Below are 26,669 nucleotides of genomic sequence, written 5' to 3'. Positions count from 1 at the left end.
AGGCGGAGTTTAAAATTTATGGAGGAGCTTACTAAAGTAAGTGAGTCTATAAATTTTAAGTTCCAACGCAGAGTCTGGGCAAAAGATGGAATTCTAAAAGTCGTCGAAGTCGATGCTTCCTTTTGAATAATTCACTACATTTCCTTCGAAGAAATTCGTTCTTTGGTCATTGAAACTTGCGTATCCATCTACCCATGGGATAGGGTGCTTAACATTATATTCGGGCTTATATCCTACTGCATCAAGTCTTTTATCTGCTAGGTATTCGATATATTGTCTGATAATTCCATCTGTAAAACCTAAGATTTGACCTTGAGTAATATATGCTCCCCATGATGCTTCTAAATCAACAGCTTTTCTAAACATAGCTCTAACAGTTTGTTCTAATTCAGGGGTAAAAAGTTCTGGTCTTTCTTTTCTTGTAGAGTTAATCATATTTTGGAAAAGTAGCAAGTGTGTCACTTCATCTCTTTGGATGAATTTTATCATTTGTGAGCTTCCCAACATCTTCCCTGATTTTCCTAAGGCATACATTGCTGCAAAACCTGCATAGAAATATAATCCTTCTAAAATTTGGTTAGCAAACATCGCTAAAAGAATCTTTTCATCAGTAACTTCACCAGCTAAGTTTTTATAAACCCCTGCTATGTAGTCATTTTTTTCTCTTAGTTTTTCATCATTTTTCCACATATCATATATCAAATCTGTATTATCAGAGATTGATTCAACCATAACTGCATACGATTTTGAGTGATTTGCTTCTTCATATGATTGTCTTGAAAGACAAGCATTTACTTCAGGAACTGTAATATAAGGGTTTATGTTATCCATTAGATTATTTGTTTGTAAAGAATCCATAAAAATAAGTTGGGATAAAACTAAATCATACATTCTTTTTTCAGCAGGGGTAAGATATTTATAATCTTTTGCATCAGCTGTCATTTGTACTTCTCTAGGGAACCAAGTATTTGCTTCCATAGTATCCCAAAGGTTTAAAGCCCATTGATATTTCATTCTTGTAAAATTAATCATACCATCTGGATTACCACCAAAAATTCTTCTGTCGTTTAGACTCTCTTTTGAATCTGGGTTATATATAGTTTTTCTTGCCACTTTTCTGCCTTAAATTATTTTTGTCATACATTGAAAATCAGGTTATCTTATTGACAACCTGCACATTCCATACTTCTATCTTCTACATCATTTGAAGCTTCAGGTGATTGACTTCTTAGATAATAAGTTGATTTTAATCCTAATTGCCAAGCTAAAGTATAAATTTGGTGCATATATTTACCACTTGCTTTATCCAAAGAAAGGAAGATATTTGTACTTTGTCCTTGGTCTATCCATTTTTGTCTAACTGCTGCTGCTTTGATAATATCTAATTGGTCAACTTCATAAGCAGGAGTATAATAAGACCATGTTTCAGGGCTTAATTTTGGAACAACTACAGGAATAAGTCCTGATAAGTTCTCTTCATACCATTTTCTTTTGTAAACTGGCTCAATAGCTTGTGTAGTTCCAACTAAGATTGAAATAGAAGAAGTAGGAGCAACAGCCATTAGGTAACCATTTCTCATACCATCTCTTTTTACTTGTTCTCTTAGGGCATCCCAATCATATCCAGTATCAAATAAATCTTTTTCTACAAGTGCATTAACAGCTTGTGGTGCATGGTCGTGAGGCATAATACCTTTTGACCAGTTTGAACCTTCAAAAGTAGGATATTTACCTTTTTCTACTGCTAGTTCTGAGCTTGATTTAATTGCATTAAATGAAATTGATTCCATAATTTTATCAATTTTTTTCAAGTGATCAGCACTTCCCCATACAAGTTTTTCTTCTGCAACCATTTGAGACTCACCCATTACTCCAAGACCAATACTTCTTGATTTTAGGTTTGTAGCTTTTACTTTTCTAAGTGGGTAAAAATTTAAATCAATAACATTATCTAACATTCTAATTGCAGTTGGAACAACTCTTTCAATATCTTCTTTTGTAAATATTTTACTTAAGTTAATAGATGCCAAGTTACAAACAGCTGTATCTCCATCTGTTTTTTCTTTTTCAACTATAAAGATTTTTCTACCATCAATAGAATCAAGTGCAGTTACTTTGTTTGCTTTTTTAACAATTCCTGAATCAACTTTAACAGTATCTTCTTCTTCATATACTTCAATAGTACCATCTTCAAACTCTAGTTTTATTTTGTAACTATTTGGGTTTGTATTTTGAAAAATCTCTGTACATAGATTTGAACTTCTAATATGTCCTATATGTCCATTTGGATTTGCTCTGTTTGCGTTATCTTTAAAACAAAGGAAAGGAGAACCTGATTCAAAATATGAAGTTAATATTTTCTTCCATAAATCTTTTGCTTTGATTCTCTCTTTTATAACTGAATCATCATGCTCATATTCCACATATCTTTTTTCAAAGGCTTCCCCATGAAGTTCACTTAAATCTTTTACATCATTTGGATCAAATAGTGTCCAGTGTGAATCTTCTAAAATTCTTTGCATAAATAAATCTGGAATCCAAAGGGCAGGGAATAAATCATGTGCTCTTCGTCTTTCTTCACCAGAGTTTTTCTTTAAATCTAAGAAATCAGAAACATCCATATGCCATGGCTCTAAATAAACTGCAATTGCACCTTTTCTAGTACCTAATTGATCAACTGCGATTGCAATATCATTTGTGATTTTTAAAAATGGAACAGTCCCACCAGCAGCACTTTTATGACCATCAATAGCTCCACCTAAGGCTCTAATTTGGTTCCAATCCCAACCAATACCACCACCATATTTAGATAATAGTGACATCTCTTTATAACCATCAAAAATACCTTCAATATTATCAGGACTTGACCCTATGTAGCAAGATGAAAGTTGGTGTCTGTTTGTTCTTGCATTACTTAATGTTGGAGTTGCAAGCATAACTTCAAATTTAGAAACAACATCATAAAACTCTTTTGCTCTTTCTTGTTTGTTCTCTTCATTTTGAGCAAGGAACATTGCAATTCCCATGAACATATGTTGTGGTAACTCAATTGGTTCAGAATTTCTATCTTTGATTAAGTATCTATCGTATAAAGTTTTAATACCAAGGTAATTAAACTGTAAATCTCTTTCTGGCTTTAAATAGTTATTTAAATCTTCTAAATCATATCCTGTTTCTAGTCCTGGAATCATTCTTCCTGCATCTTGAGCAACTTTAATATAATCTTTTAAATGGCTATATGCGTCACCTTTAACACTATTTGTCGTACGTCCTACTTTGTGATACAAGTCAAATAAAAACAATCTTGCTGCTACAAAAGTCCAATTTGGAACATCAATATCAATTTTTTCAATTGCTGTTTTTATTAAAGCATCTTGAATATCTGATGAACTCATACCATCTATAAATTTAATATGAGCATCTAACTCTAACTCACTTTGTGAAACTCCCTCTAACCCTTCTGTTGCTGCTATTGTCATCTTTTGGATTTTAGTAATATCTAAAATCTCTTTTCTACCATTTCTTTTTTGAATCATTAAAGCCATTGTATTACCTTTAAATAAATTTTATTTTGTTATTTAAAAACTCTATTAAATATCGCATCTACATTTTTAGTGTAGTAGTCAAAATTGAAGCACTCTCTTATTTGCTCTTCCGATAATGAATTTCTTAGTTCTTCATCACCTAAAAGATATTGTAAATATAAAGACTCACCTTTTTCGTTTGTTGTTGATTTACCTTGTTGTATCTCTTCCCAAACTTTCATCGCATTTCTTTGCACTATTCTATAAGCATCTTCTCTTGAAACTCCAGCTTTTGGAAGTTCTAATAAAACTCTTTGAGAAAATACTAATCCGCCAGTTAGATTTAAATTTTTCATCATATTTTCTGGCATAACTGTTAAATTTGCTATTACACTGTTCATTCTGTGAAGCATAAAATCAGTTGTAATAAAAGCATCTGGTAACCAAAATCTCTCTGTAGAAGAGTGAGAAATATCTCTTTCATGCCATAAAGCAACATTTTCCATAGCTGGAACTGCGTAAGCTCTAATCATACGTGCAAGTCCAGTAATATTTTCTGTTAAAATTGGATTTCTTTTATGTGGCATAGCTGAACTTCCCTTTTGCCCTTTTGCAAAATACTCTTCAGCTTCATAAACTTCTGTTCTTTGTAGGTGTCTTACTTGTACTGCAAACTTTTCAACTGAACTAGCTAGTAGTGCTAAAGCAGTTGCAAGTCTTGCATATCTATCCCTATGAATAACTTGATTTGAACAAGCTTCTGGCTTAAGTCCAAGTTCTGCCATTGCATACTCTTCAAGTTCAAGTGGTGCATGGGCAAAGTTACCCATAGCTCCTGAAATTTGTCCCACAGAAATCACTTCCATAGTCTCTTCAAGATTTTTAAGGTGTCTTGCAACTTCATCATACCAAACAGCTAAAGTCAAACCAAAAGTAATAGGCTCACCATGAATACCATGACTTCTTCCTACCATTAAAGTAAATTTATGTTCTTGTGCTCTTTTTTTAATAGATTCCATTAACATTTTTACATCATCAATGATAATTTTTAAAGAGTCTCTCATTTGAAGAGCAACCCCTGTATCAACAGCATCTGAACTTGTCATACCATAGTGAAACCATCTTGATTCTTCACCTAAAGACTCTGAAACACTTGTATTAAATGCGATTAAATCATGTTTTGTAACAGCTTCAATCTCTTCTATTCGCTCAACTGAAAATGTAGCATTTTTAACTATTTTTTCACAATCTTCATCAGGAATAAGACCAATTTTATTCCAAGCTTTTACAGCTGCTTTCTCTACTTCTAGCCATGCAGCATATCTTGCATGTTGAGTCCACTTTGAACTCATCTCTTCACGCGCGTATCTTTCTACCATAAATAAATCCCTTGTAGCACTTTTTCTATTTTTATCATAAATTTCGATTTTTTTTAATATGATATGTTATCTACTTTAGTCAAAGAATCACATTAATTTTTGGTTAATTTTTACTTAATTTAAGGATATAATTTTGCCGTTTATTTTAAAAGAATACCCAGCACACTCTGGAGAAAAAATCCAAGTTCATCTAGTTAAAAATCTAAAGATGAAGACGTCTATAGCGCAAAAGTCCATAGGGAAAGGAAGAGTTTTTGATGAAAAACTTAAGCCTTTAAAGTATGGAGACATATTAGAATCAGACATAATTTATATTGCTCAATTTGAAGGTCATACAAGAGGCTTAAAACCACTATTTCAAAGCAAATTCTTCGCAATTTTTGATAAGCCATCGGGAATTGTTGTTCATCCTATTAGTAAAAATACTGAGTACTGTTTATTGGATGAAGTTCGTTATTATTTCGGACCTGATGCCAATTTAGTACATAGAATTGATGCAGAAACTTCTGGATTAATAATGTGTGCAAAAGATAGAGAGATAGAATCTAAACTAAAATTAATGTTTGAAGAGAAAAAATATAAAAAATCTTACTTAGCAATTGTAAGAGGCGAAATAAAAGAGTCTATTTCAATTGATACTTCCTTACAAAAAGAGGGGAAAAATATTGGTGTAAGAATGGAAGCTGGAGTTGAGGGTAAAAAATCTAAAACTATAATCAATCCAATAAAATATGATAAAAAAAATGATTTAACATTAGTAGAAGCCATACCAGTAACAGGAAGGCAACACCAAATAAGAGTTCATCTTTACTCAATTGGTCATACAATTTTAGGTGATCCTATTTATGGAGTTGATGATGATTTTGCAAATGATTATTTAGATAAAGTTCTAGATGAAAAAAGAAGAGAAGAAGTTAGTGGTTCACATAGATTATGGCTTCATGCAAACTATTTGGAGTTTAATTATGAAGGTGTTTTATATAAAATATATTCTAAAAATAAAGAGATTTATGAAAAATTTTTAAGTGAACTTCCACAATAGTTCACTTTTTATTAAGAAGCTAAAGAGCAATGAAAACAGTTAGAAATATCATTGCACTTAGCACAAGCAGGTGCTGTTTTACCTATACAATCATACAAATATTTTTTCCATCTAACATCCGAAGGTTTTAGTTTTGCAAGTGAGCTAAAATTTGCACTCATAAGTTTGCCCATCTCTTCTCTACTTGCTAATCCCAAATCAGAATAAAGATGTCCCATCTCTATAGAAGTTTTTGCAATAAGTGGAGCTAAAGTAGTTTTTATAACTTCATTATTTGCATGTTTTATTAAAAGGTCTAAAACCTCTTTTTCCATAAGTTCTAAATCACGCATAATAGACTCCTTTAATTTAATAAATTTTGTTTAAAGAAACAAACTTTAAAGAGGACACGAGTTGTCCTTATTTATAAATCACAATATTCAAATTCCATTCCCTCTGGTTTTTTTAAGCCATTATTATCAGCCAAATATAGATGTTTTAGCTTTTTTAACTTTATAAATGAATCAGGAAGTTTTTTAATATTGTTATCTTCTATATCTAGTTCTTCAAGATTTTTAAGGTTTCCTATGTTTTCAGGAAGTTTAATCAAAGAGTTAGAACTAATACTTAAATTAGTAAGATTATTTAATTCACATACCTCATCGGGAAGTGTTGTTAAAAAATTATTATCCAAAATAAGTATTTTTAAATCTTCTAATTTGCTAACATTAAAATCCAATGAATTCAAAGAATTATCACTTAAATCAAGTTTTATAAGCATATCATGGGATTCTAAAGAGGGTAAATCATCTATTTGATTTCCCTCTAAAAGTAGTGTTTGTAGCTCATCAATTTTTGAAATAGAAGGAGGTAATTTTGTCAAATTATTAAAGGAAACATCCAAATAATATAAAGACCTCATCTTTGAAAAACTATCAGGTAATTCAGTTAATTCATTTGTATCTAAAGAGAAATATAAAAGTCTATTTAGTTTCTCTAAATCCTTATCCAACTCTTTTATCTTATTTGCAGCAAGTGTCAATCTTGTAAGACTTTTTAAATCATAAAGCTCTTTTGGAAGTTTTTCTAATCTATTTCCATTTAGATTTAAAATCATTAGCTTAGATAAATTTCCTATGGTGGTAGGTATTTTGGTTAAAAGATTATTTTCACACTGTAAATTTTTTAGGTATTTTAGATTTCCAATAGATTTTGGCAACTTTGTTAATCTATTATTTGATAGTTTTAAAACCGTAAGATTTTGTAAAACATGAAAAGATTCAGGGAGTTCTCTAATTTTCTTTTTTGATAAGTCCAAATGGGTCATGCCATTTATATCATCAATATGAGTTGAAATGTAAGAGTTTAAGCCATTTGCGTTAACCCATTTAATAAAATCTTCTATTTCACTTCTCATTTTATCCCTTTAATCTATCATTCATGGCATCTATTAAAAATGAAATTTCTTCATAATCAACAAATCCAAAATCGACCATATTAAATAAAGCCATAAGAGGCTTCCTACAACAAGTTTTATTACATCCTGTTACTAACTTTTTGGCTTTTTTATATGGAAGATCTGTTTTTTCAAAAATATTAACTGCATCAAGAATACTCTTTTCTCCACACTCACAAATAATTTTGTTTTTCAAATCTTCCATATTGTATTACCTTAAATAAGGATGTTCTTCTAAAAAACTCTCCACATCTTGCATAGCCAAACCTATATCTTCACTAAGTTTTGGTAACTTTACATAATCTGTCCAAATTGTATCTTCAACTATATCGTGCATAACACCAGCTAGTTCTACAACTTTTCTTTTATATTTTGCTAACTCTTTTTTCTTCTCTTTTTGCTCTTCTGTTAAATCGGCCATCGAATTTTCCTTTAAATTGCATATAAATTCTCTAACTTTAATTCAGGTTTTTCACCCAAATAAAGTAAAGTAAAATTTCCATCTTTTTTAAACTTGTAACTCTCATAGAGTTCACTTATCTCTTTTATATCTTTGGGTATAAAAGCAAAGATTTTTTTCAACCCTCGATAATACAAAACTCCTCTTAAAAGCTTTTCAGCGTCTAAGTAAGATTCATTTTGCATAAGCCAAGGTGAGATTTTTATATATCTTTTATTTACAACATATGAGTGCATAAAACCACTTGTTGTGGAAAGTTTTAAAGAGTTTGTAAAAACACAATCCTTTTTTATATACTCTTCCCTATCATCCCAAAATACCTCTTTGTCAATTTTTCTTGAGATTTCATCATAGTTTTCTCCACTTACTTGTTTAGCTGTTGAGTTTGAGAAGTTAAAGGCAACAGCCTCTCCACTATGCAAATATCTTAAAAACTTTGAGTGTTCTTGGAAGTTAAAAGTAGTAAAATATGAACTTAATTTATCTTCAATAAGTACATAAATATTCATACTTGAAACATTTTGAACTAAAAGTTTTATGAGTCTAGTTAAAACTTCTTTGTGAGTGTCTAGGGCTTTTATTACATTTATAAAAATATGTTTACTAAAAGCATAGGCACTAATTATTCCAACTATCTTACCCTCTTCATAAGCAGCAAAACAGTATTGTGGATATATTTCATAGGTCTGTTTTAATAACTCTAAATCAAAAAAAGTATCACTCTCTAAAATTAAAGAGAGTTCTTCTTCAAAATTACTTCTTAAATATCCAACGAACATAAGTATAACTCTTCCAATTCTTTTATATCTAACACTCTTTTTCTATTTGTAACTATCTCTCTAACTATTGGTAAAAGATTTTGTAAACTTTTTTTTGAAGGATTTATTCCTAAAGTTTGTAGATGGTAAAGTAGTGTTGATGTTCCAGAGTGTTTTCCTATTGGGAAATATCTCTCTAAGCCAACTTCTGTTGGAGTAAACGGTTCATAAGCACTTTTTGATTTCATCATTCCATTTACATGAATACCTGACTCATGTGAAAAGATATACTCCCCAACAATTGGTAAGTTGGTATCAATTCTTCTATTTGATGCAAGACCTACTGTTTGAATAAGTGCTTTTAATTTATCAGATTTTATTTGAGTATCTTTTCCAAGCAACCTTGCCAAAGTCATCAATACTTGTTCAAAAGAGGCATTTCCCGCGCGTTCACCCAATCCAATAACTGTAGTATTGGCACTTTTTGCTCCTGCTTCATAACCCGAGATAGCATTTGCTGTTGCCATACCAAAATCATTATGGGTATGCATCTCTATATCAAGTAAATCTAACTTTGTAAGTTCACTTATCTTTTGATATGTTTTTGTTGGAGTTAATATCCCAACAGTATCACAATATCTAAATCTATTTGCACCAAGACTCTTCCCTAAAGCTAAAATTTCTTTTAAAAAGTCCAAATTAGCTCGACTTGAATCCTCTCCACCAATACAAACAAATAACCCTTCTTTTTTAGCTTCTAAAATAACAATTTCTAGTTGTGCTAAAACTTTTTGTTTATCCCCACCGAATTTTACATCAATAAGGATATCCGAAACGGGAATAGATAAGTCAACTGCTTTTAGCCCGCACTCTAAAGAGGCTTCCAAATCTGACATTGTAGCTCTATTCCAACTCATTATCTGAATAGGAAGATTTAAAGCAAGTATCTCTTTTAAATCATCCTGCTCTTTTTTTCCCATCGCTGGAATTCCAACTTCTAGTTCATCCGCGCCCGCTTCATAAAGTTTTTGGGCAATATCTAATTTCTCTTTTGTATTAAATGCTACATATGGAGCTTGTTCACCATCTCTTAATGTTGTATCATTTATAAGAAACATTATCTGCCTTTTATTGGATTAAAAGTATAGATGCAAAAACTATTCCTTTGGATTTTAAAAAAAGTTAGGAATCAACCTAACTCTTTTTGTGTTTTTGCTTCTTGACTAAAGAAATATTTTTGAGCTGCAGCAAAAACTGATTTTTCTATTGGTTGTAAAGCATAAGAATCATCAGAGATTAGATTAATAGTTTTTAATTCATCTTGAGGACAACCACCAATTTTTTCTGTTAAAAGAATATCCACATCTTTTAAAGTATTTTTTATCTCTTCAATTGGATATGAACCATCACAATCTTCAGGTCCTTTACAGTAAGCATTTTCTACTTTTCTGTGCATTACAAATTTGATAGCTTTGTCACCAACTTCGTAAATTAGGAACTCTGTGGCATTACCAAAATGTAAATTTACTGTTCCTTCACCTGCTGTTGTAACTGCTACAAGTTTAGTAACACCAGTTGAGCTTAGCTCTTCTTTAGTCGCTTGTTCTATCTTAATTCTTTCATTTGCAGCATCAAGAGCAGCTCTCCAGTTTTCAATAACTTCATGTTTTTTTGCACGTGCATCCATATTGTATTGGTCTTGTAACTCTTCCCAAGTCATATTTTGAAAAACATCGCTAGTAAACTCTTCTCCTCTATCTTCCCCAATAAGTCCAACCGCATCAGCACGACACTGTCTGCAATGGCTCATTAGTTTCATATCCATTCCACAGGCTTCTTGTGCTGCCATTACCTCTTGGTCTGTTGCACTTTTTTGTCCATTAAGACCATAATAAGTCCCAAACTCTGGTTTTGATAAAAGTGGCATAATATTGTGTAAAAATACATTTAACTCTTTTAGTTTTTTAGCAACATTTGGTAATTCTTTATCATTAACTCCAGGAATTAAAACAGAGTTAGCTTTTACTAAAATACCTCTATCTGTAAGCATTTTTATACCTTTTAGTTGTTGTTCTAAAAGAATTTTTGCACCTTCAGTCCCAAAAACTTTTTCATGATTCCAATGAACCCATGGATAAATTCTAGCTCCCACTTCTCCTGTTTCATCAACAGAATTAATAGTAACTGTTACGTGGTCAACATTGTATTTAACAATCTCATCAATAAACTCTGGAAGTCTAAGACCATTTGTTGATAAGCATAATTTTAAATCTGGTGCTTTTTCTTGAAGCATTCTAAATGTTTCAAATGTTTTTACAGGATTTGCTAAAGCATCACCTGGTCCTGCAATACCTACAACGGATAGTTGTTGAATATCACCACCTACATATAAAACTTTTTTAACTGCATCTTCAGGACTTAATTTAGCAGAAGTAACACCAGGACGACTCTCATTTGAGCAATCAAACTTTCTATTACAGTAGTTACATTGGATATTACAAGCAGGGGCAACAGCCACATGAATTCTCGCGTAGTGTTGGTGAGCCCCTTCTGAATAACATGGATGATTGTTAATTTTATCCATTACTTCTTGTTGTAATTCGCTTTGTGTACTACTTGATGTACAAGAACAACTCATAGTATCTCCTTTTTAATTTTCTGTTGTACCTTATGCATATAGCGTTCCATAAAGTTTATGGGAATACAAAATGCATATGAACATATATATTAAGGAGAGATTATGATTCCAATACTTTTTTATGAAAAACCAGGATGTGTAAATAATACAAAACAAAAAAAAAGATTAGTTGATTTTGGATTCAATGTAATTAGTACAAATTTATTAAAAACAAATTTTTCAAAAGAGCAACTTCTTAACTTCTTTACAGATATGAGTATAAAAGATTGTATAAATCCAAATGCTCCAGCTATAAAAAACAAAGAACTAGATATTGATAATATCTCAGATGAAAATCTTCTAACAATGATGATATCAAACCCAATACTTATAAAAAGACCGCTTATTGCAATAGGGTCAAATAAATTTTGTGGATTTGATTTAAATAAAATCTTAGATTTTAAACTAAAGGAAATAAGATGAGTATTCAAGAAAAGATAAAAGAACAACTTTTACAAGAGGTTTTTTCAAATATTGATAATATATATGATTTTATGGAAACAAGATTTGATATGGATGAACACTGTAATGAAGATATTATAAAAAAATTAAATGAATTAAAAGATGTAGTTTATAAAGTATCAAATTTAAGTAATCTATCATAAACAAATAGGTGATGAGTATTAGTTTTAGTCATAGGTTTATACTCATCACCTATTCATTTTAATTCATAGTCATTTCTATCATTTTACCATTTATAATCTCTGCAAACTCCACTCCAAAATCGTAACATTGAGCTAATTCTTCTTTTGTAGGTATTAATTTTATTTTCATAGATTCTAAGGGAGGAACACGAAAATTAAGAGATTTTAATCTATGAATTATCATATCAACAGCTTCTCCACTCCAACCATATGAACCAAAAGCACCTCCTGTTTTCCCTTTTTTTTCTAATAACATCATACATGAAAGTAAATCCCAAACAGGTTTTGGAGCATCTGCATTGATTGTAGGTGTTCCTATTAAAATACCATTACTCTCTTCTAGTATATTTATCATATTTGATTCTTCAATTGAAGCTAAATCATAGACATTGGCAATGATTCCATCCACACTTTCAGCACCTTCAAAAATTGCTTCAGCCATATCTTTTGTATTTTTATAACTTGTTAGATAAAAAATTGATAATATTTTTTTACCATGGGAAATATCTTTATAATTATCTTGGCTCCATTTTCTATAGTATTCAATATATTGTTTTGGATTTTCCCTTAATATTGGTCCATGAAGGGTTGCTATCATGTTTATTTCAAGTTTGTCATAAAGTTTAATTGCATTTAAAGCATAAGATTTAAAAGGCCTCATAATATGGTCATAATAGTATTTAAAAGAGTAAAAAAAATCCCCAACTAAATCATCAAATAATCTTCTATCGTGATAATGACTTCCAAATACATCCCCTGAAAAAAGTAGCTTATCTTCAACTATATAAGAACTCATAGTTTCAGGCCAGTGTAAATAAGGAGTTGTCAAAAATTTAATTGTTTTGTCCCCCAAAGTTAGACTTTTATTTGTCCAAACTGTTTCAAAATCAATATTTTCATTTCTTGTTATTGCTTTTAACATAGGCGTTGCTTGGGGAGAGATAAGCACTTTTGCTCTTGGAGCTCTATTCATAAGTTCTGGAATTGCCCCTGCGTGATCTGGTTCTAAATGATGGGAAATAACATACTTAATCTCATCATATGAACACAAAGATTCTATTTTTTTAAAAAACTCATCTTGAAACTCCAACTTAACCGTATCCAAGATAATCACACCTTCATTTGTTTTTATCAAATAAGCATTATATGATGAGCCATTGGCTGTTTTCATTATAATATCAAAGGTTCTAATATCAGGGTCAAATGATCCTATAAAATAAATGTTTGGTGCTATTTCAATTGGTTTATTTGAATACATAATCTTAGTCTATTAACCTTCTCATCCAAATAGGAGGGTTCTCTTTCATTTTTATAAACTTTTGTAAAATCTCTTCTATTTTTTCATCTTCTCCACTTGCTTGCATAGGAAATATTTTTGAAGCTTTTACCATAAGCGCTGCTTTTGGTCCAATTTGTTGAACATATAAAATATCACAACCTTCACAACACTCTATTTTGTAATTAAGTTTTTCTATTTCATCATCTATTTCCATAGAAGAGTTAACTGATTTAACAAAAGTGTAACTATCACCTTTTATTTCATAAATATAAAACTCTTTGCACCAACCAAAATGTTGATTTACATAAATATTATCCTTAGAAGCAAATGCAATTCTCATAATATATATATCCTAACCCTTGAATCAATCACTTTTTCCAAAGTCCCTTTTATCATCTCATAAGTTCCTGTACTAGCAATCGAACAACCTACACAAGCACCTTGATAAGCAAGTCTAAGTTCTATTTCTGGCTCATTTGCATAATCTATTAGTAAAATATTTCCACCATCTTTTAATAAAATTGGTCTAATAAATCTATCTAAAGTATCATTTATGATTTCAAGTTGTTTTTCTATTGTTTGTGCTCTAAAGTGCTTATTTAATTCCACATTACTTGCAAGGGGTTTATCCATACCTGTTAATTGGATATTTGCCATAGCATGACCATTTTGTGCAGCTTTTAACATACAATCAAAACCCTCTTTTACCCCCTCAAGATTTTGTCTATCTTGAAGTAAAATAAGCGCTAATCTAAAAGCAGCTTGGGTGTGATTTTTTCTAACTGCTCGTCTAAAATAATCTTTGGCTTTTTCTATATCTTCTTCAACACCTATTTTTGTTTGATACATAAGTGCTAAATTAAAGTTTGCAGAATCATTATCATAAGAACTAGCTTTTTCAAACCAATCTTTAGCTAGAGAGTAGTCTTTTTCTACACCTTCACCTTTTAGATACATCAAACCTAAGTTTGCCATTGCTTGGTCATTTTTAAATTTTGCCTCTTCTATCCAAATACTATAGGCTTTTTCAAAGTCTTTACTTTTATATGCAGCAAGTGCAACTCTATGTTTCATAAATCTTCTTCCTTCATTTGGATTTGGAATCTCCCTATTAGCTTCCAATTCTCTTTTTATATGCTCTTTTAAATATGTATGGGCAATCTCAATTGCTTCAGTAAAATCTTCACTTGAAGCTTTTATATCAAAGTCAAAAAATTCAACTAAAAAAGCATCCCCAAGCTCATGTTCTCCACTATAAATTTCAAAGGGATAATTTAGTGAAAGATAATAATCTAAACTTTTTTCCATATTTGCTCGATTAGTTTTTATCGCACTCACAAGAACAAGATGTTGTTCCAGAATCTAACAAAGTATCACAATTTGTTTTAGTCACTAGCTTACAAGCATCATTTAAAAGATTTCTATAAATATCTTCTATACTTAAATAAGTTTTTGATGCACTATAAACCTTTACTTTATTTTTTTCCAAATGATTAAAAACACCCTCTCCCATATGATAAAAAATAGTACCAACAGCTCCAAGTTCTTTTACACATTGGGCTGTATCTATTCCATTTCCACAACCTTTGTTTTCTGACACACTAAAATATCCAGAGTTTAAATCTAGTAGGGCAAAATATGGAGCATTTCCATATAAATCGGAAATTACTGTTGAGTCCTTTTTAGTTAATGGTATTGCTATCATTTTAAATCCTTTAAATAACTATAAATATATCTATGCAAAATCTATTCCTTTATTTTAAAAGGAACAGATTTTGCAACTAATACAATTAAATATAAGGATAAGATAATTATCCTCATTTAGGTTTTTGATACTTCTTTAAAAGTAGGCAATAAAGGAACTAAAATGGTAAATAAAAAACTGATTCAAGAACTCTTAAGTGAAAGTGCTTGTTCCCATAATAAAGAAAAAAAGTCATCTTGTGATAAGCCAAAACCAGGAGCTACAAGTGGTGGTTGTGCCTTTGAAGGTGCACAAATTGCACTTTTTCCTTATGCTGATGTTGTACATCTAGTACATTCACCAGCTACATGTATAGGAGCTTCTTGGGAGACTAGACAAACCCTAACTTCACACAAGGGAGAGAATAACACCATAACTGGTTACACTACAGATGTAAATACAAATGATGTAATCTTTGGTGGAGATAAAAAACTTGAAGATGCTATAGACTACATAGTTGAACATAAAAATCCAAAGGGAATCTTTGTATATGAAACATGTGTTACTGCTATGATTGGGGATGATATGGATAATGTTTGTAACAGAATGGAAAAGAAACATAAAATCCCTGTGGTTGTCATCCACTCTCCAGGTTTTGTAGGAGGGAAAAACTTAGGCTCAAGACTTGGTGGAGAGTCAGTTTTACATCAACTTATAGGGACAAGAGAACCTGAACTTATCCATCCTTTTGGAATAAATCTAATTGGAGAATATAATGTTACTGGTGATATGTGGCAATATACTCCCATACTAGAAAAAATAGGTATAAAAGTAATCTCAACACTTGCAGGTGATGGAAGAATCGAAGATATTCAAATGGCACATAGAGCAAAACTAAATGTTATAGTTTGTGCAAAATCTCTTATAAGTCTAACAAGAAAAATGCAAGAGAGATACAATATCCCATATATAAGTATCTCTTTTTATGGTAAAAGGGATACAACAAATGCAATTATGAGTATAGTAAACGCCTTTGGAGATGAAAAATTAATCAAAAAAGCAAAAGAAGTAATTGAGCAAGAAGAGACAAAACTTGAAGAAGCATTAATCCCTTATAAAAAAATACTTGAGGGTAAAAAAGCTATTTTAAATACGGGTGGAAATAAAACTTGGTCGATAGCATCAGCTTTACAAGATATAGGTATAGATGTAGTTGCAACAAGTGTAAAAAAAGCAACATTAGAAGATAGAGAAATCTGTGCCCAATATGTAAAAATCTTAATTGAAGACCCAGGAACTGAACAAGCAAAATTAATAGATGAACATAACATCGATATTTTACTTGCAGGTGGACGAAGTTTATATACAGCTATTAAGAAAAAAATAGCTTTTGTGGATGTAAATCAAGAAAAAAAGGTAAGTTATGGTGCCTATGCTGGACTTGTAAACTTAGCAAAAGATGTTTGTAATGCTGTAAATAACAAGGTATTTAAAGTAGTTGGTAATCCTGAACCTTGGAACATAAACTAAAATAAATAGTTTAACTATTTATTTTAGCCTTAGAGATATTTGCTTGATTTGATAGATTTGCATTAAGTTCTTCTTTTTTTTGAAGCTTCTCTTCAAAATTCTTTTCTAAAACCTCTTTAAAAAGTCTAATAGTTGATTTCAATTCAGGACTTGTATATGCTCCTGGTGCTGGATTTAAAAGGAAATCTATTCTATTCATCATAAAATCATAATCAAAATCTTCTTTCCTTCCCGCTTGAATAACTTCTCCATTTACTTTTTTTAGCATAGGCATTGGAAATATCATAGCCATTGATAAAAATCTATCTTTCTCATCAAGTTCATTAAGAGATTCGACTAAAAGTTCTTTATCAGAGTTTGACATATTTGTTGGTATAAAGCCCATGCCTTTAGATATACCATTTGATACTAATCCATCATTATCAAAATCATACTTTTCATAGTGGTGTAAAAGTAGATTATAAGCTCCCTCATCACTTAATGAGCCTACATTTATATCATCCGCAAGAAGCGTATAGTGTTGAAGAGTACTTAGCTCCTCTTTTGATAATGAATCTAAAAACTCTTTTGCATTTGATATGGAGACTTTTTCTTCTTTTGCTTTATTATAAAGTTCTTCAAATCCCTCTTTATAAGGTTCTCTAACGTCATAAAAACTATCTGACATTTTTAGATTTTTTACTATATTTACATGTTCTTCATAATTATTTATATTCATAAAAAAGCCTTTTGAAAAAAATTCCACTTAAAATTAGATAAAAAATTATATCATAAAAAAGTATAAAGATTAGAGATAGTAGGTATATTTTGTACCTATTACTATGACATTAGAAATTGTATTTGATTCAAATATTAAAGATAAAGAACTATTAATTAGTCCTCATCTATTAATTCATCTTCTTCTTTTTTTGCATATTCACTATATAAAGCACCAATTACATGCTCTAATTTTTCTTCAGTTATTGGTTTTAGTATAAAATTCTTTGCCCCAGATTTTAAAGACTCTGATACAAGTTCTTCTTGTCCATGAGATGTTATCATTACAATATTAACATCTGGCAGAATTTCTTTTATAAGTTTTGTAGCTTCTATACCAGTCATTTCAGGCATTGTAATATCCATTGTGATTAAATCAATTTTCTCAGTAATCGTTTTACACAACTCTACTGCTTCAGCACCATTTTTTGCTTCAGCTATAACTTTATGACCCAAATCATTAAAAAATTTCGTTAAATTTTTTCTTATAACTAACGCATCATCTACAACTAAAACATTCAACATTTTATATTTCCTTTTAAATTTAATTTTTCCAAAAACAACTCCTGTGGACCAATAACTGTCATTTGTAAATTTCCAATGTTTGTATTAATGTCTGTTCTTAATATAATAGAATTTTTATACTTAGTTAAAGATTTAGCGTCATGAATTAAAATAGGTGGAGTAATTTTAATAATACTATTATCTACAGGATTCTTTATAGCATTTCCTATTACAATATTTGCTATCTCACAAGCAACGCTCTCTTTTATCTCTATATATTCTTCTTCACTTGAAAAATCACCCACATAAAAAACATCTACTAATTTAGCTAAAAGTTCTTTATCATATCCCATGGTAACAAAGAGTTGTACAGAACCACCTGTTCCTATAAAAACAGTGTCCTTTTTTAAAACTATATGCTTTGCATCTATAATTTCAGAATTTTCATTTAAAATATTTATGCCCATATCCTTTTTTAAAAACTCTTTTAATCTTTCTAAAATCGGTAATAAAAGTTCTTTATAAGTATCATACATTTTCTATAGCCTTTCTTTTATAAGGTAACTTAAATATAAAAGTTGTACCTTTATTTATTTCACTTTTTACTTCAACACTTCCATCTAACTTTGTTAATTCATTTTTAACAACAGCCATTCCAATACCTCTACCTGAAAGTTCAGTTATCTCCTCTTTTGTACTAAATGTTTCATAAAATATTAATCCAAAAACTCTTTCATCACTCATTTTATCAAACTCTTTCATAGGCATTAAATCAAGTTCTTTTACTTTTTCTCTTATCCTATCTCTACTTATACCTCTACCATCATCTGATATTAAAATAAACAAAAAATCATTTTCTAAATTAAAATTACAGACAATCGTTCCTTTTTCATTTTTGCCCTGTTCCAACCTTGTTTCCATATCTTCAATACCATGATCTAACAAATTCCTAAATACATGAATTAAAGATTTAATAAAAGGTTTAAAATCAGGTGGTAAGATTATTCTCTTATCACCCAAAATTTCAAATGTATATATTTGTTTACCTAAAGATTCAGCCAAATCTTTACATAGATTTGGATATGCTTTTAAAGCTTGATATAGTGTTTTTGATCTTAATTTTTGTGCTTCAAATAAAATATCTTCATAATTATCCACATGTTTTTTATCCAATTGACAATAATTTTTTATTTTATCTTCCAAATGAATAATAGTCTCTTCATTAACTTTTATAATAGAATCCTCTTCAAGAAAATTTCCACCTAAAATGGATTTTATTATTTCTAAATCTTCATCTATCCAATCCAATAAACTATTCTCTTCTAAAAGTTTTTTTAATTCTTTATTTGTAAAGTTTTTATCGTTTATGTATTCTGAAATTTTTGATTCAAAATCATGTAAGTTTTTTACACTATTTGACATATAAAGCTGTGAAAACAATCCTTTAAAAGTATGTATTTCTCTATATATTTCACCTAAATTAAAAAAAGGATTATTATTTAATTCAAAAATTTTTAGTTTATTATTATCAAATTTTTTAAAATCATTTATCAACTCATAGAACTGCATAGTATCACTTATTATTGTTACAATCATTTTTAATAGTTGTTGTTCTTTTTTTATCTTTCGTTCAAGTTTTTTCTTATGAGTTATATTTGTAAATATCAACATAAGTTTTTTATCATTTAGTCTTTTATAATCTATAGAGATAGCTCTTCTATTTATAATCAACTCTTTTGGTAATAACTCAATAAAAGAGTTTTGAATTATTTCATTTTTTTCTCTAAGAATATCTTTTAATGTTTGATTAAAAAAGCTTTTACTATGTTCTGATTCAAAGACAAGAAGTTCATCTATTTTTCTATTAGAGATATCATCTCCAAGAAGTATTTCACACTCTTTTGAATGCTCTTCATCTATAATTAAATCTCCATTTAAAGATAAAAATCCTTGTTTTGCATTATTAAATAAGTCAATTATTTTTTGATTTTTTTCTGATAATTCTTGAGTTCTTAAAGCTACTCTCTTTTCTAAATCTTTATTTAGTAAAGATATTTCTTCATCCCTTTCTTTTAAATTTTTAATATTCTTATCAAGAGAACGTGTCATATGATTGAAAACATCAACTAACTCTTTAAACTCATCTTTATAACGAACTTCTATATTTTTTGATAGACTAACTTTGTTTTCTAAAATATCATTTATCATTTTAATTATATGTTCTAAGGGATTATTTATTCTTGATATTAAAATTATTGAAATAAAAATAAGCCCTAAAATCGAAAATATTCCAATAACAATTGAAAGAATAATTACCATATTAGAGATTTTTTCAGAATTATCTATATTATCAGTAATAATCGTATCTGTAATTTTTGAAATATCATTGATATTATTATTAATAATCAAAAAATTCTCTTTACGGTCTGTTTTTATATAACTTAAAAACTCTTCCTTTTCAAATATTTCAACTTTGGCTGAAATAATAGAATATTCAAGATAATTTATGTTTATTAAACAATTTTCAACTTCTGAAATAAATTTAAATAAAATTTTATTATCAATACTTGCTTTTGTTGTTTTGATAGTTTCAACTATCAACTTATCCATATTTTTTAATTTATTTTTTATTTCATCTACTTCTTTTTGATTATTTTCAAAAGCAGCATCCCTTATAAAAGTATATAAACTTTGTATTTTTCTTTCTATATTATTTACATATTCTTTTTCTTCTATTAAATGTAGTTGTATCAAGGTTTGTTCATATAAATTTTGAATTTTTCTTATCTCTTTTTTTAACTCTTCTAGATGATTTTTTAGTTCCATTTTAAAAGTAAAAATAGTGTAACCTGTATTAAAAAAGTCTTTTTGGAGTTCTACTGCATACTGTAAATTATCTTCTAAACTATCAATTAATACGTTATATTTTAAATCATATTTACTATTTTTCAAACGTTGTAATTCTATACTTGAATTAGCTTTAAACAGATATTCTTTAATTCTTCTAAAACTTTTTTCGTCTTTACTCGTTAAGATATCTGTTTCACCTTCCAATATAGAATCTAACTTTTTCAAGACTAATTCATTTTGTTTTTCTAGTTTTAATATAGTAGCAATAGATTTTTGATTTTCATTTATTCTACTAATTGAGAAAAAAAGTGCTCCAAGGATAGTGATTATAATAAAAGAGATTAAAAGTATAGTTGTAACAATAATCTGTTTAATTGATAAAAGAGATGCCATTCTATTAAAAATCCCCATTTAAAGCCCTTTTATTAAGAATTTTATATTTCAATTAAATAGTATTCATTTAAGTATAGCCAAAATTAATATAAATATAAAATTTATATACTAATTTTTTTAGGAACACTATTTGCATATATATCAAAAATATTATAGGAAATGCCATGGAAAGTATAAGTGCAAAACCTCTACAACTAAACCCTATAAAACTATCTCAACCAATGGGTGCTATGCTTTGCTTTTTAGGAGTTAAAAACTGTATGCCACTTATGCATGGGGCACAAGGTTGTGCTTCCTTTACAAAAGTATTTTTCACACGACACTTCAATGACCCAATCGCAGTACAAACAACAGCTGTAAATGACATAACAGCTGTAATTGATGGGGGAGATTATGCAATTAGCGAATCAATTAAAAATATTACAAAAAAAGTACAACCTGATTTAGTAGGACTTTTTACAACGGGACTTACTGAAACAAAAGGTGATGATATAAAAGGTGCTTGTTTACTTGTTCAAGACCAACAAAAGATGGTTTATGTAAATACCCCAGACTTTGAGGGCTCTATTGAAAGTGGTTTTGCAAAATCAATTGAAGCAATTATTGACCAACTCGTAATAAATTCAAGTGAAGTTGATGTCAATAAAGCAGTGATTATTCCAAATGTAAATTTAAAACCAATAGAAATAGAAAAAATCAAAGACACGATTGCACTTTTTGGTTATGAAGTTTTAGCTTTGCCTGATTTAAGTGATTCCCTTGATGGTCATCTAGGATTGAAACAAGGTGCTTTAAGTAGTGGGGGAATTAGTGTAGAAGATATAGCAAAACTTGGAACTTGTTCATTAGCAATTAGTATAGGAAGTAGTGTAAAAAAAGCTGGAGACAAATTAAAAGCAAAAAATGAAAATATGGAATTACTACATTTTGATTCTTTAGGTGGATTAGAAGATGGTGATAAGTTTTTTAAAGCTTTATGTAACATCAAAAATATCTCAACTCCCCATCCTAGTATTGTAAGATGGAGAAAAAGACTACAAGATGCTATGCTTGATTCTCACTTTGCCATAGGAAGTGCTTCAGTTGTACTTGCCCTTGAGCCTGACCAATGTATAAGTGTGGCAAATACCATTATTGAAGCAGGTGCAAATATAAAAGCAATTGTAACCACTCACAAAAATGATTTACTTGATAATATAGAGTGTGAAAACTTACTTATAGGTGATTTTGAAGATGTTGAAAAATATTTAAAAGAGAGTGATGTTTTAATATCAAACTTCCATGGAGAAAGATATACAAATAGACATAAAAAAGCTTTGATGTTAAGAGGATTTCCTGATTATGAAGGAGTTGGGAATCAACTAAAAAATGATGTCTTATATGAAGGAAGTGCTTACTTACTTTTTGAATTGGCAAACCTTATAAATCATCACCACCAAGGAGCATTCAATGAGCATTAATCTACAAAGACCAATTGTAAAAGCACTTGGATTGGAAATGATAAATGGAGCAACTAGACTTTTAGGTATCCCTAAAGAAAGGGTTCAAGTTGTAATCTCTTTACCTGATATTACAGCCTTTAATGACCAGTTAAATGAAGCAATAAGCTACTTTAAAAGTAGAGCTGAAACTTTTATTATAACTACAAGTAGTATTGATGAGTGTGAAAAGGTAATAAAAGAGTTTGAACTAAAGGAGAGTCTAATCTCAAGGGAATACAAAGAGTTCTCAAAAATCTTTAATATAAAAGATGAAAAAAACCAGCTAAAAAAATCTTTAATGATAATTGATACAAATTGTCAAATAACACATAAGGAAATTTTATAAATGGAAGTAAAATACAAAAAAGAGTTTTATATTTTAAAACAAAAAGAAAAAAAAGTTGACTCAGAAGCACCAGCAATTAGAGTTGAAATGATAGATGGTCAGACAAAAGTTATAGGAATGATGGCACCTAAAATTCAAGTAATGCTTACTTCTCCTAACATAAAAGATTATAACAATGGATTACATGATATTTTAAAAAAATTTCAATCAAAAATCTTAGTTTATATTATAACAAGTAGCCCTCTTAGTGAGATAAAAAAAGTTACAACTATGTTTGAGTTAGATGAAAGTACAGTATCAAATGACTTTAATAAATTTTCTTTAAAATTTGGAGTAAATTTAAGTGAAAACTTAATTGCTAAATCAGCATTTATTATTGATAAAGAGGGACTAATAAAATATAAAGAGATACCTTCAAATGCAGAACATAAACTTGACTTAGACGAGTTTGAAGTGGCATTGGAAGAAGTTATTAATTTTAAAGTAAAAGGGCATACCCATGAGAATTGGATGGGAGTATGAGAAATTTATCTAGCTCTTTAAAGTCATGGTTAATACAAAACAATTATGATAAAAATAATTTAAATAAAGCAGGTAAATATGGCAATTCTGCCATTATGAAAGCAGCAAGGGAAGGTAATGCAAAACTTGTAAATGAGTTATTGGATTTAAATGTAGATTTAAATATGAAAAATGTAGATGGAAATTCTGCCCTTTGGAATGCCTGTTTTGCTTCATCTTATGAGTGTTTTGAACTACTTGTAAATGCAGGTATTGAAATAGATTCAAAAAACGTAAATGATGTGACAGCTTTAATGTACTGTGCAAGTGCAGGAAAAGAAGATTTTGTACAACTTCTTTTAGAAAAAGGAGCTAATAGCTCCTTTGAAAATCTTGATGGTTTTAAAGCTATTGATTTAGCAGTAACTCCAAAAATTGTAAAAATGCTAAGAAATGCAAGAGTTTCATAATCAAACAGACATAACAAAAAAAAATGCCTTTTTGCAAACCCAATTTATAAATTGGCAAACCCAAGCGAAAGCATATAAAAACTATCCAAATTTTTATAGACGATTTAAACTTAATGATTATGAAGAGTTAAAATTTATAAAAAATTTTGGAAAGATTTCCTACACAAAAAAATATGGAAATGATGAGGTGAACTTAAGAGTCAATCCAAGTGCTGGAGGACTTTATCCTTGCGAAATTTATATTCAAATAAGAGGAATCAAAAAGTTATTAAATGGCATTTATCACTATGAACCCATAAAAGAGAGTTTAACTTTAATCCATGAATTAAGCAATGATGGCTTAGAAAGTTATATGGATATAAACCAACAAAAATTTATCTTCTTGCTTAGCAATGTTTATTTTAGAAGTTCATGGAAATATGAAAAAAGAGCAATAAGATATCTATTACTTGATACGGGACATCAATTGGGTTCTATTTATGCTTCACTTGTATTAGAAGATATGGAACATCTATTTAATTTTAAATTTAAGAAAAAAAGCCTGAACAAAGTATTCTCTTTTGATAACTACGAATATTTTGTTGCTTCAATTTATTCAAATGAATACAAACAAATAGAAACAAAAAATCTTAGGAGTAATATCCCTTTTGTTTGCCCTTGTGATTATTATATAAAAGATCCTTTTATTGAAGAGTTTTATAAACAGTCATACCATGAAGAGTTTAATAAATATAAAATAAATTTTCTAAAAGAGTTATCAAAAGAGAACCTACAAAGTGCTATTGATAAAAGAAGATCAGCTAGAGTTTTTAAAGAAGGTACTATTTTAAAAAAAGATTTTCAAGATATTTTAAAAGGTATTTTTTCATTTGCAAAACAATTTTCACTGGATATATATTTCATAAATCACAATATAAATAGCCTCAAAAAAGGTATTTATAAAGAGTTTACTTTAGAAAAAGAGGGTGATTTTTCTGAACTAACTACTAAATTAGCTTTTAATCAAAAAATTGGTGGAAGTTCAGCAGCTACCATATTTTTTACATCAAAATTAAAAGCCAACTACTCTTTAAGTCTTATGATTAGTGGCTTTTTAGCACATATAATTGCTCTAAAAGCCACAAATTTACAAATCTCATCGACAGGTATTGGTGCCTATTTTGATGATGAGATACAAGATATTTTAGTTACATCAAACAATATTTTATATTTAATGGCGGTAGGAAAATGAGTAAAGAAACTTATCATGAACTATATAAAAAGTATGACCTTTATAGAAGTGACATATACCTTTTATGCGAAGAAAAACCTGCAGAAATTTTATTTCTTTTTGAAGAGGTTTGTGATGAACTTATCAAACCACTACCAATAAATAATCAAATTCCAAAGGAATTTATAAATAGTGCAAAATCATTTACTGCACAAAATACTTTTACAAATATATACTATGCAGAGCTCTCAAATAGGGCATTTTTCCTAAGTGACCTTATAGATTTTCTAGCTTTAATTAGAAGTAAAAAAACCACTTAATTTTTGTGGAACACTATTTGCATATACCTATTTAAATTTATTTTAGGACAAAAATATGAGTAGTATAAAAATCACAACAAATGACTCTCAAGAAGGTACTATAAAAGTTGCTTTTGCAACTACTGATTTAGAAAATATTGATGCTCACTTTGGGGCAGCAAAACAGTTTGCTGTTTATGAAATAAGTAAAACATCAACATCAATGTGCGAAATAAAAAAAGTTCTTGAAAAGGATACGGATAAAGCAATAGCACTACTAGAAGGTATTGATATTGTTTATTTTACAAATGTCGGAGCAATAGCTGCTGCAAAACTAATCAATAGTGGAATTTTTACAATTAAGTACAAAGAAGTTGTAAGTATTGAAGAAGAAGTAAAAAAACTAAAAGATATGTTAAATTCAAACCCTCCACCATTTATCAAAAAAATCATAGAAAAAAAGGCTTCATAATGGATAAAAAAGAACTTTTTAAAATAACACTTATTGGGCAAGTAAGAGCCTTAGATCAATTTGGTACATGGGTTAATAAAAGTGATGAAGACTTACTTATAGAAAAATATGTAAGAACAAAAGAGGACTTAAAAAATATTCCTATTATTGCAGATATTGATGAAATGCAAATCAAAGATATAAGACTTGTTTACCAAGCAGTAGCTTTAGCATTTGAAAAAATGACGGGAGTAATGTGTTCAGTTGTTATGGAAATGAGCCATGAAGGATTTGGTAGAGTAGTTGTTTTTGCAGGGAAAATAGTTTTATGTGAAAAGTTTTTTAAAGATGCACATAGATTTTCATTTAGAACGTATGATGATTTACTAAATGAAGGTGAAAAATATCTTGTAAAAGCAGAAGAGACTTATAACAAATATAAAAACATATAGATAAAAAGGAGATGGAAGTATGGCAAATATTGGAATTTTTTGTGGAACAGCAGGCGGAACATCTATGATAGTTGCGGAAGCTCTAGCAGAGGCTTTTGATGTTGATGAAGTAATTAATATGGAAGAAGACTTTGATGATATTGAACAATTTGAAGATTATGATGTTCTTTTTATCGGAAGTTCAACTTGGGGACAAGGTGATGTACATTTTTCTTGGGTTGATCCCCAATTAGAAATAGAAGATGCAGGGATGGATTTATCTGAAAAAACTGTTGCATTTTTTGGAGCAGGAGATAGTGTTAAACATGGAGAACATTTTTGTTCTGCACTAGGAAAACTTCATAAAACATTTACAAAACTTGGAGCAAAAACTGTTGGTTTTGTAGATGCAAGTGATTATAAATATGAGTTTTCATTGGCAGAAATAGATGGAAAACTTTGTGGATTGGCAATTGACCAACACAATGAAGAAGATAAAACGACAAAGAGAATCGAAAATTGGGTCAACCAATTAAAAGGTGAAATCTCTTTATAAAAAGGATTT

Annotated in this window: 31 protein-coding genes; 13 read left to right on the top strand and 18 right to left on the bottom strand. The window is 29.4% G+C overall.

The annotated features are described in order from the left end of the window. Positions 1-93: 93 nt before the first annotated feature. From ACQY5W_RS02300 to purB, 3 genes are read right to left on the bottom strand one after another with little or no spacing between them, the layout of a single operon-like run. Positions 94-1,113, bottom strand: coding sequence for a ribonucleotide-diphosphate reductase subunit beta (locus ACQY5W_RS02300; RefSeq protein WP_428023324.1), 1,020 nt, complete (start codon positions 1,111-1,113; stop codon positions 94-96). A 47-nt stretch (positions 1,114-1,160) separates the two neighbouring features. Further along, positions 1,161-3,545 carry a ribonucleoside-diphosphate reductase subunit alpha gene (locus tag ACQY5W_RS02295; protein WP_428023323.1) on the bottom strand — a complete coding sequence of 795 codons (2,385 nt, stop codon included), beginning with the start codon at positions 3,543-3,545 and terminating at the stop codon, positions 1,161-1,163. A 29-nt stretch (positions 3,546-3,574) separates the two neighbouring features. Beyond that, positions 3,575-4,903, bottom strand: a complete 1,329-nt coding sequence (gene purB / locus ACQY5W_RS02290; RefSeq protein WP_428023322.1) for an adenylosuccinate lyase — start codon at positions 4,901-4,903, stop codon at positions 3,575-3,577. A gap of 133 nt (positions 4,904-5,036) precedes the next feature. Between purB and ACQY5W_RS02285 the strand changes: the two genes are divergently transcribed. Further along, the gene (locus ACQY5W_RS02285) at positions 5,037-5,945 is read left to right on the top strand and encodes an RluA family pseudouridine synthase (protein WP_428023321.1); all 909 of its coding nucleotides are present in this window, start codon (positions 5,037-5,039) and stop codon (positions 5,943-5,945) included. Positions 5,946-5,956: 11 nt separating this feature from the next. Here the strand turns inward: ACQY5W_RS02285 and ACQY5W_RS02280 are convergent, their stop codons facing one another. From ACQY5W_RS02280 to nifB, 7 genes are all read right to left on the bottom strand, one after another. Next, on the bottom strand, positions 5,957-6,277 hold the full coding sequence (locus ACQY5W_RS02280) for a nitrogen fixation protein NifQ (protein WP_428023320.1): 321 nt from the start codon (positions 6,275-6,277) through the stop codon (positions 5,957-5,959). A gap of 71 nt (positions 6,278-6,348) precedes the next feature. After that, entirely contained in the window at positions 6,349-7,341 is a 993-nt protein-coding gene (locus ACQY5W_RS02275) for a leucine-rich repeat domain-containing protein (RefSeq protein ID WP_428023319.1), read from the bottom strand. 1 nt (position 7,342) lies between these two features. Beyond that, complete coding sequence (locus ACQY5W_RS02270; RefSeq protein WP_428023318.1) at positions 7,343-7,585, bottom strand: hypothetical protein; 243 nt, start codon at positions 7,583-7,585, stop codon at positions 7,343-7,345. Positions 7,586-7,591: 6 nt separating this feature from the next. After that, the gene (locus ACQY5W_RS02265) at positions 7,592-7,801 is read right to left on the bottom strand and encodes a CCE_0567 family metalloprotein (protein ID WP_428023317.1); all 210 of its coding nucleotides are present in this window, start codon (positions 7,799-7,801) and stop codon (positions 7,592-7,594) included. Positions 7,802-7,812: 11 nt separating this feature from the next. Beyond that, a complete protein-coding gene (locus tag ACQY5W_RS02260) occupies positions 7,813-8,619 on the bottom strand; it encodes a hypothetical protein (RefSeq protein ID WP_428023316.1) in 807 nt (268 codons plus the stop codon). Further along, a complete protein-coding gene (gene nifV, locus ACQY5W_RS02255; protein ID WP_428023315.1) occupies positions 8,601-9,716 on the bottom strand; it encodes a homocitrate synthase in 1,116 nt (371 codons plus the stop codon). Before nifV ends, ACQY5W_RS02260 begins: the two co-directional genes overlap by 19 nt. A 71-nt stretch (positions 9,717-9,787) precedes the next feature. After that, positions 9,788-11,236 (bottom strand): nitrogenase cofactor biosynthesis protein NifB, encoded by a 1,449-nt coding sequence (gene nifB / locus ACQY5W_RS02250; protein ID WP_428023314.1) that lies wholly within the window; start codon positions 11,234-11,236, stop codon positions 9,788-9,790. A 102-nt stretch (positions 11,237-11,338) separates the two neighbouring features. Between nifB and ACQY5W_RS02245 the strand changes: the two genes are divergently transcribed. Together ACQY5W_RS02245 and ACQY5W_RS02240 are read left to right on the top strand one after the other, a co-directional pair. After that, positions 11,339-11,698, top strand: a complete 360-nt coding sequence (locus ACQY5W_RS02245; RefSeq protein WP_428023313.1) for an ArsC/Spx/MgsR family protein — start codon at positions 11,339-11,341, stop codon at positions 11,696-11,698. Further along, complete coding sequence (locus tag ACQY5W_RS02240) at positions 11,695-11,880, top strand: hypothetical protein (RefSeq protein ID WP_428023312.1); 186 nt, start codon at positions 11,695-11,697, stop codon at positions 11,878-11,880. Before ACQY5W_RS02245 ends, ACQY5W_RS02240 begins: the two co-directional genes overlap by 4 nt. 58 nt (positions 11,881-11,938) lie before the next feature. Here the strand turns inward: ACQY5W_RS02240 and ACQY5W_RS02235 are convergent, their stop codons facing one another. From ACQY5W_RS02235 to ACQY5W_RS02220, 4 genes are read right to left on the bottom strand one after another with little or no spacing between them, the layout of a single operon-like run. Next, positions 11,939-13,177 (bottom strand): FprA family A-type flavoprotein, encoded by a 1,239-nt coding sequence (locus ACQY5W_RS02235; RefSeq protein WP_428023311.1) that lies wholly within the window; start codon positions 13,175-13,177, stop codon positions 11,939-11,941. 4 nt (positions 13,178-13,181) lie between these two features. Then, complete coding sequence (locus ACQY5W_RS02230) at positions 13,182-13,538, bottom strand: NifB/NifX family molybdenum-iron cluster-binding protein (protein ID WP_428023310.1); 357 nt, start codon at positions 13,536-13,538, stop codon at positions 13,182-13,184. After that, positions 13,535-14,506 (bottom strand): NifU family protein, encoded by a 972-nt coding sequence (locus tag ACQY5W_RS02225; protein ID WP_428023309.1) that lies wholly within the window; start codon positions 14,504-14,506, stop codon positions 13,535-13,537. The genes ACQY5W_RS02230 and ACQY5W_RS02225 overlap by 4 nt, the downstream gene beginning before the upstream one ends. 10 nt (positions 14,507-14,516) lie before the next feature. Continuing rightward, positions 14,517-14,903: a NifB/NifX family molybdenum-iron cluster-binding protein gene (locus ACQY5W_RS02220; protein ID WP_428023308.1), complete on the bottom strand. Its 387-nt coding sequence runs from the start codon at positions 14,901-14,903 to the stop codon at positions 14,517-14,519. A gap of 162 nt (positions 14,904-15,065) precedes the next feature. Between ACQY5W_RS02220 and ACQY5W_RS02215 the strand changes: the two genes are divergently transcribed. Next, positions 15,066-16,412 carry a nitrogenase component 1 gene (locus ACQY5W_RS02215; RefSeq protein WP_428023307.1) on the top strand — a complete coding sequence of 449 codons (1,347 nt, stop codon included), beginning with the start codon at positions 15,066-15,068 and terminating at the stop codon, positions 16,410-16,412. Between the two features lie 10 nt (positions 16,413-16,422). Here the strand turns inward: ACQY5W_RS02215 and ACQY5W_RS02210 are convergent, their stop codons facing one another. The 4 genes from ACQY5W_RS02210 to ACQY5W_RS02195 all read right to left on the bottom strand — a co-directional run bounded on the left by ACQY5W_RS02210 (position 16,423) and on the right by ACQY5W_RS02195 (position 20,933). Then, positions 16,423-17,130: a hypothetical protein gene (locus ACQY5W_RS02210; protein ID WP_428023306.1), complete on the bottom strand. Its 708-nt coding sequence runs from the start codon at positions 17,128-17,130 to the stop codon at positions 16,423-16,425. A 155-nt stretch (positions 17,131-17,285) separates the two neighbouring features. Further along, a complete protein-coding gene (locus ACQY5W_RS02205; RefSeq protein ID WP_428023305.1) occupies positions 17,286-17,693 on the bottom strand; it encodes a response regulator in 408 nt (135 codons plus the stop codon). Continuing rightward, a complete protein-coding gene (locus tag ACQY5W_RS02200; protein WP_428023304.1) occupies positions 17,687-18,208 on the bottom strand; it encodes a chemotaxis protein CheX in 522 nt (173 codons plus the stop codon). The genes ACQY5W_RS02205 and ACQY5W_RS02200 overlap by 7 nt, the downstream gene beginning before the upstream one ends. Beyond that, positions 18,201-20,933: an ATP-binding protein gene (locus ACQY5W_RS02195; protein WP_428023303.1), complete on the bottom strand. Its 2,733-nt coding sequence runs from the start codon at positions 20,931-20,933 to the stop codon at positions 18,201-18,203. Before ACQY5W_RS02195 ends, ACQY5W_RS02200 begins: the two co-directional genes overlap by 8 nt. 146 nt (positions 20,934-21,079) lie before the next feature. Here ACQY5W_RS02195 and nifN point away from each other — a divergent pair, with 146 nt between their 5' ends. Genes nifN through ACQY5W_RS02150 form a run of 9 tightly spaced genes read left to right on the top strand, consistent with a single transcriptional unit; the run spans position 21,080 to position 26,660 of the window. Further along, positions 21,080-22,375 (top strand): nitrogenase iron-molybdenum cofactor biosynthesis protein NifN, encoded by a 1,296-nt coding sequence (nifN, locus tag ACQY5W_RS02190; protein WP_428023302.1) that lies wholly within the window; start codon positions 21,080-21,082, stop codon positions 22,373-22,375. Then, positions 22,365-22,742: a hypothetical protein gene (locus tag ACQY5W_RS02185; RefSeq protein WP_428023301.1), complete on the top strand. Its 378-nt coding sequence runs from the start codon at positions 22,365-22,367 to the stop codon at positions 22,740-22,742. Before nifN ends, ACQY5W_RS02185 begins: the two co-directional genes overlap by 11 nt. Then, positions 22,743-23,264 (top strand): hypothetical protein, encoded by a 522-nt coding sequence (locus ACQY5W_RS02180; protein WP_428023300.1) that lies wholly within the window; start codon positions 22,743-22,745, stop codon positions 23,262-23,264. Beyond that, complete coding sequence (locus ACQY5W_RS02175; RefSeq protein ID WP_428023299.1) at positions 23,261-23,713, top strand: ankyrin repeat domain-containing protein; 453 nt, start codon at positions 23,261-23,263, stop codon at positions 23,711-23,713. The genes ACQY5W_RS02180 and ACQY5W_RS02175 overlap by 4 nt, the downstream gene beginning before the upstream one ends. After that, positions 23,697-24,944: a hypothetical protein gene (locus ACQY5W_RS02170; protein WP_428023298.1), complete on the top strand. Its 1,248-nt coding sequence runs from the start codon at positions 23,697-23,699 to the stop codon at positions 24,942-24,944. The genes ACQY5W_RS02175 and ACQY5W_RS02170 overlap by 17 nt, the downstream gene beginning before the upstream one ends. Next, the gene (locus ACQY5W_RS02165) at positions 24,941-25,243 is read left to right on the top strand and encodes a hypothetical protein (RefSeq protein WP_428023297.1); all 303 of its coding nucleotides are present in this window, start codon (positions 24,941-24,943) and stop codon (positions 25,241-25,243) included. The genes ACQY5W_RS02170 and ACQY5W_RS02165 overlap by 4 nt, the downstream gene beginning before the upstream one ends. A 55-nt stretch (positions 25,244-25,298) precedes the next feature. Further along, positions 25,299-25,694 (top strand): NifB/NifX family molybdenum-iron cluster-binding protein, encoded by a 396-nt coding sequence (locus tag ACQY5W_RS02160; RefSeq protein WP_428023296.1) that lies wholly within the window; start codon positions 25,299-25,301, stop codon positions 25,692-25,694. Continuing rightward, complete coding sequence (locus ACQY5W_RS02155) at positions 25,694-26,125, top strand: NifX-associated nitrogen fixation protein (RefSeq protein WP_428023295.1); 432 nt, start codon at positions 25,694-25,696, stop codon at positions 26,123-26,125. The genes ACQY5W_RS02160 and ACQY5W_RS02155 overlap by 1 nt, the downstream gene beginning before the upstream one ends. A gap of 19 nt (positions 26,126-26,144) precedes the next feature. Beyond that, positions 26,145-26,660, top strand: coding sequence for a flavodoxin domain-containing protein (locus ACQY5W_RS02150; protein ID WP_428023294.1), 516 nt, complete (start codon positions 26,145-26,147; stop codon positions 26,658-26,660). Positions 26,661-26,669 lie beyond the last annotated feature (9 nt).

Source organism: Arcobacter sp., assembly GCF_050300555.1.
In the GTDB taxonomy this organism is placed as follows: Bacteria; Campylobacterota; Campylobacteria; order Campylobacterales; family Arcobacteraceae; genus Arcobacter.
This window is presented reverse-complemented; position numbering and strand designations above follow the sequence as displayed.

Coding starts and splice junctions, on each gene's coding strand:
- ACQY5W_RS02295 (WP_428023323.1), bottom strand. CDS start 3,545: ATGGCTTTAATGATTCAAAAAAGAAATGGTAGAAAAGAGATTTTAGAT.
- purB (WP_428023322.1), bottom strand. CDS start 4,903: ATGGTAGAAAGATACGCGCGTGAAGAGATGAGTTCAAAGTGGACTCAA.
- ACQY5W_RS02280 (WP_428023320.1), bottom strand. CDS start 6,277: ATGCGTGATTTAGAACTTATGGAAAAAGAGGTTTTAGACCTTTTAATA.
- ACQY5W_RS02275 (WP_428023319.1), bottom strand. CDS start 7,341: ATGAGAAGTGAAATAGAAGATTTTATTAAATGGGTTAACGCAAATGGC.
- ACQY5W_RS02270 (WP_428023318.1), bottom strand. CDS start 7,585: ATGGAAGATTTGAAAAACAAAATTATTTGTGAGTGTGGAGAAAAGAGT.
- ACQY5W_RS02265 (WP_428023317.1), bottom strand. CDS start 7,801: ATGGCCGATTTAACAGAAGAGCAAAAAGAGAAGAAAAAAGAGTTAGCA.
- ACQY5W_RS02260 (WP_428023316.1), bottom strand. CDS start 8,619: ATGTTCGTTGGATATTTAAGAAGTAATTTTGAAGAAGAACTCTCTTTA.
- nifV (WP_428023315.1), bottom strand. CDS start 9,716: ATGTTTCTTATAAATGATACAACATTAAGAGATGGTGAACAAGCTCCA.
- nifB (WP_428023314.1), bottom strand. CDS start 11,236: ATGAGTTGTTCTTGTACATCAAGTAGTACACAAAGCGAATTACAACAA.
- ACQY5W_RS02245 (WP_428023313.1), top strand. CDS start 11,339: ATGATTCCAATACTTTTTTATGAAAAACCAGGATGTGTAAATAATACA.
- ACQY5W_RS02240 (WP_428023312.1), top strand. CDS start 11,695: ATGAGTATTCAAGAAAAGATAAAAGAACAACTTTTACAAGAGGTTTTT.
- ACQY5W_RS02235 (WP_428023311.1), bottom strand. CDS start 13,177: ATGTATTCAAATAAACCAATTGAAATAGCACCAAACATTTATTTTATA.
- ACQY5W_RS02230 (WP_428023310.1), bottom strand. CDS start 13,538: ATGAGAATTGCATTTGCTTCTAAGGATAATATTTATGTAAATCAACAT.
- ACQY5W_RS02225 (WP_428023309.1), bottom strand. CDS start 14,506: ATGGAAAAAAGTTTAGATTATTATCTTTCACTAAATTATCCCTTTGAA.
- ACQY5W_RS02220 (WP_428023308.1), bottom strand. CDS start 14,903: ATGATAGCAATACCATTAACTAAAAAGGACTCAACAGTAATTTCCGAT.
- ACQY5W_RS02215 (WP_428023307.1), top strand. CDS start 15,066: ATGGTAAATAAAAAACTGATTCAAGAACTCTTAAGTGAAAGTGCTTGT.
- ACQY5W_RS02210 (WP_428023306.1), bottom strand. CDS start 17,130: ATGAATATAAATAATTATGAAGAACATGTAAATATAGTAAAAAATCTA.
- ACQY5W_RS02205 (WP_428023305.1), bottom strand. CDS start 17,693: ATGTTGAATGTTTTAGTTGTAGATGATGCGTTAGTTATAAGAAAAAAT.
- ACQY5W_RS02200 (WP_428023304.1), bottom strand. CDS start 18,208: ATGTATGATACTTATAAAGAACTTTTATTACCGATTTTAGAAAGATTA.
- ACQY5W_RS02195 (WP_428023303.1), bottom strand. CDS start 20,933: ATGGGGATTTTTAATAGAATGGCATCTCTTTTATCAATTAAACAGATT.
- nifN (WP_428023302.1), top strand. CDS start 21,080: ATGGAAAGTATAAGTGCAAAACCTCTACAACTAAACCCTATAAAACTA.
- ACQY5W_RS02185 (WP_428023301.1), top strand. CDS start 22,365: ATGAGCATTAATCTACAAAGACCAATTGTAAAAGCACTTGGATTGGAA.
- ACQY5W_RS02180 (WP_428023300.1), top strand. CDS start 22,743: ATGGAAGTAAAATACAAAAAAGAGTTTTATATTTTAAAACAAAAAGAA.
- ACQY5W_RS02175 (WP_428023299.1), top strand. CDS start 23,261: ATGAGAAATTTATCTAGCTCTTTAAAGTCATGGTTAATACAAAACAAT.
- ACQY5W_RS02170 (WP_428023298.1), top strand. CDS start 23,697: ATGCAAGAGTTTCATAATCAAACAGACATAACAAAAAAAAATGCCTTT.
- ACQY5W_RS02165 (WP_428023297.1), top strand. CDS start 24,941: ATGAGTAAAGAAACTTATCATGAACTATATAAAAAGTATGACCTTTAT.
- ACQY5W_RS02160 (WP_428023296.1), top strand. CDS start 25,299: ATGAGTAGTATAAAAATCACAACAAATGACTCTCAAGAAGGTACTATA.
- ACQY5W_RS02155 (WP_428023295.1), top strand. CDS start 25,694: ATGGATAAAAAAGAACTTTTTAAAATAACACTTATTGGGCAAGTAAGA.
- ACQY5W_RS02150 (WP_428023294.1), top strand. CDS start 26,145: ATGGCAAATATTGGAATTTTTTGTGGAACAGCAGGCGGAACATCTATG.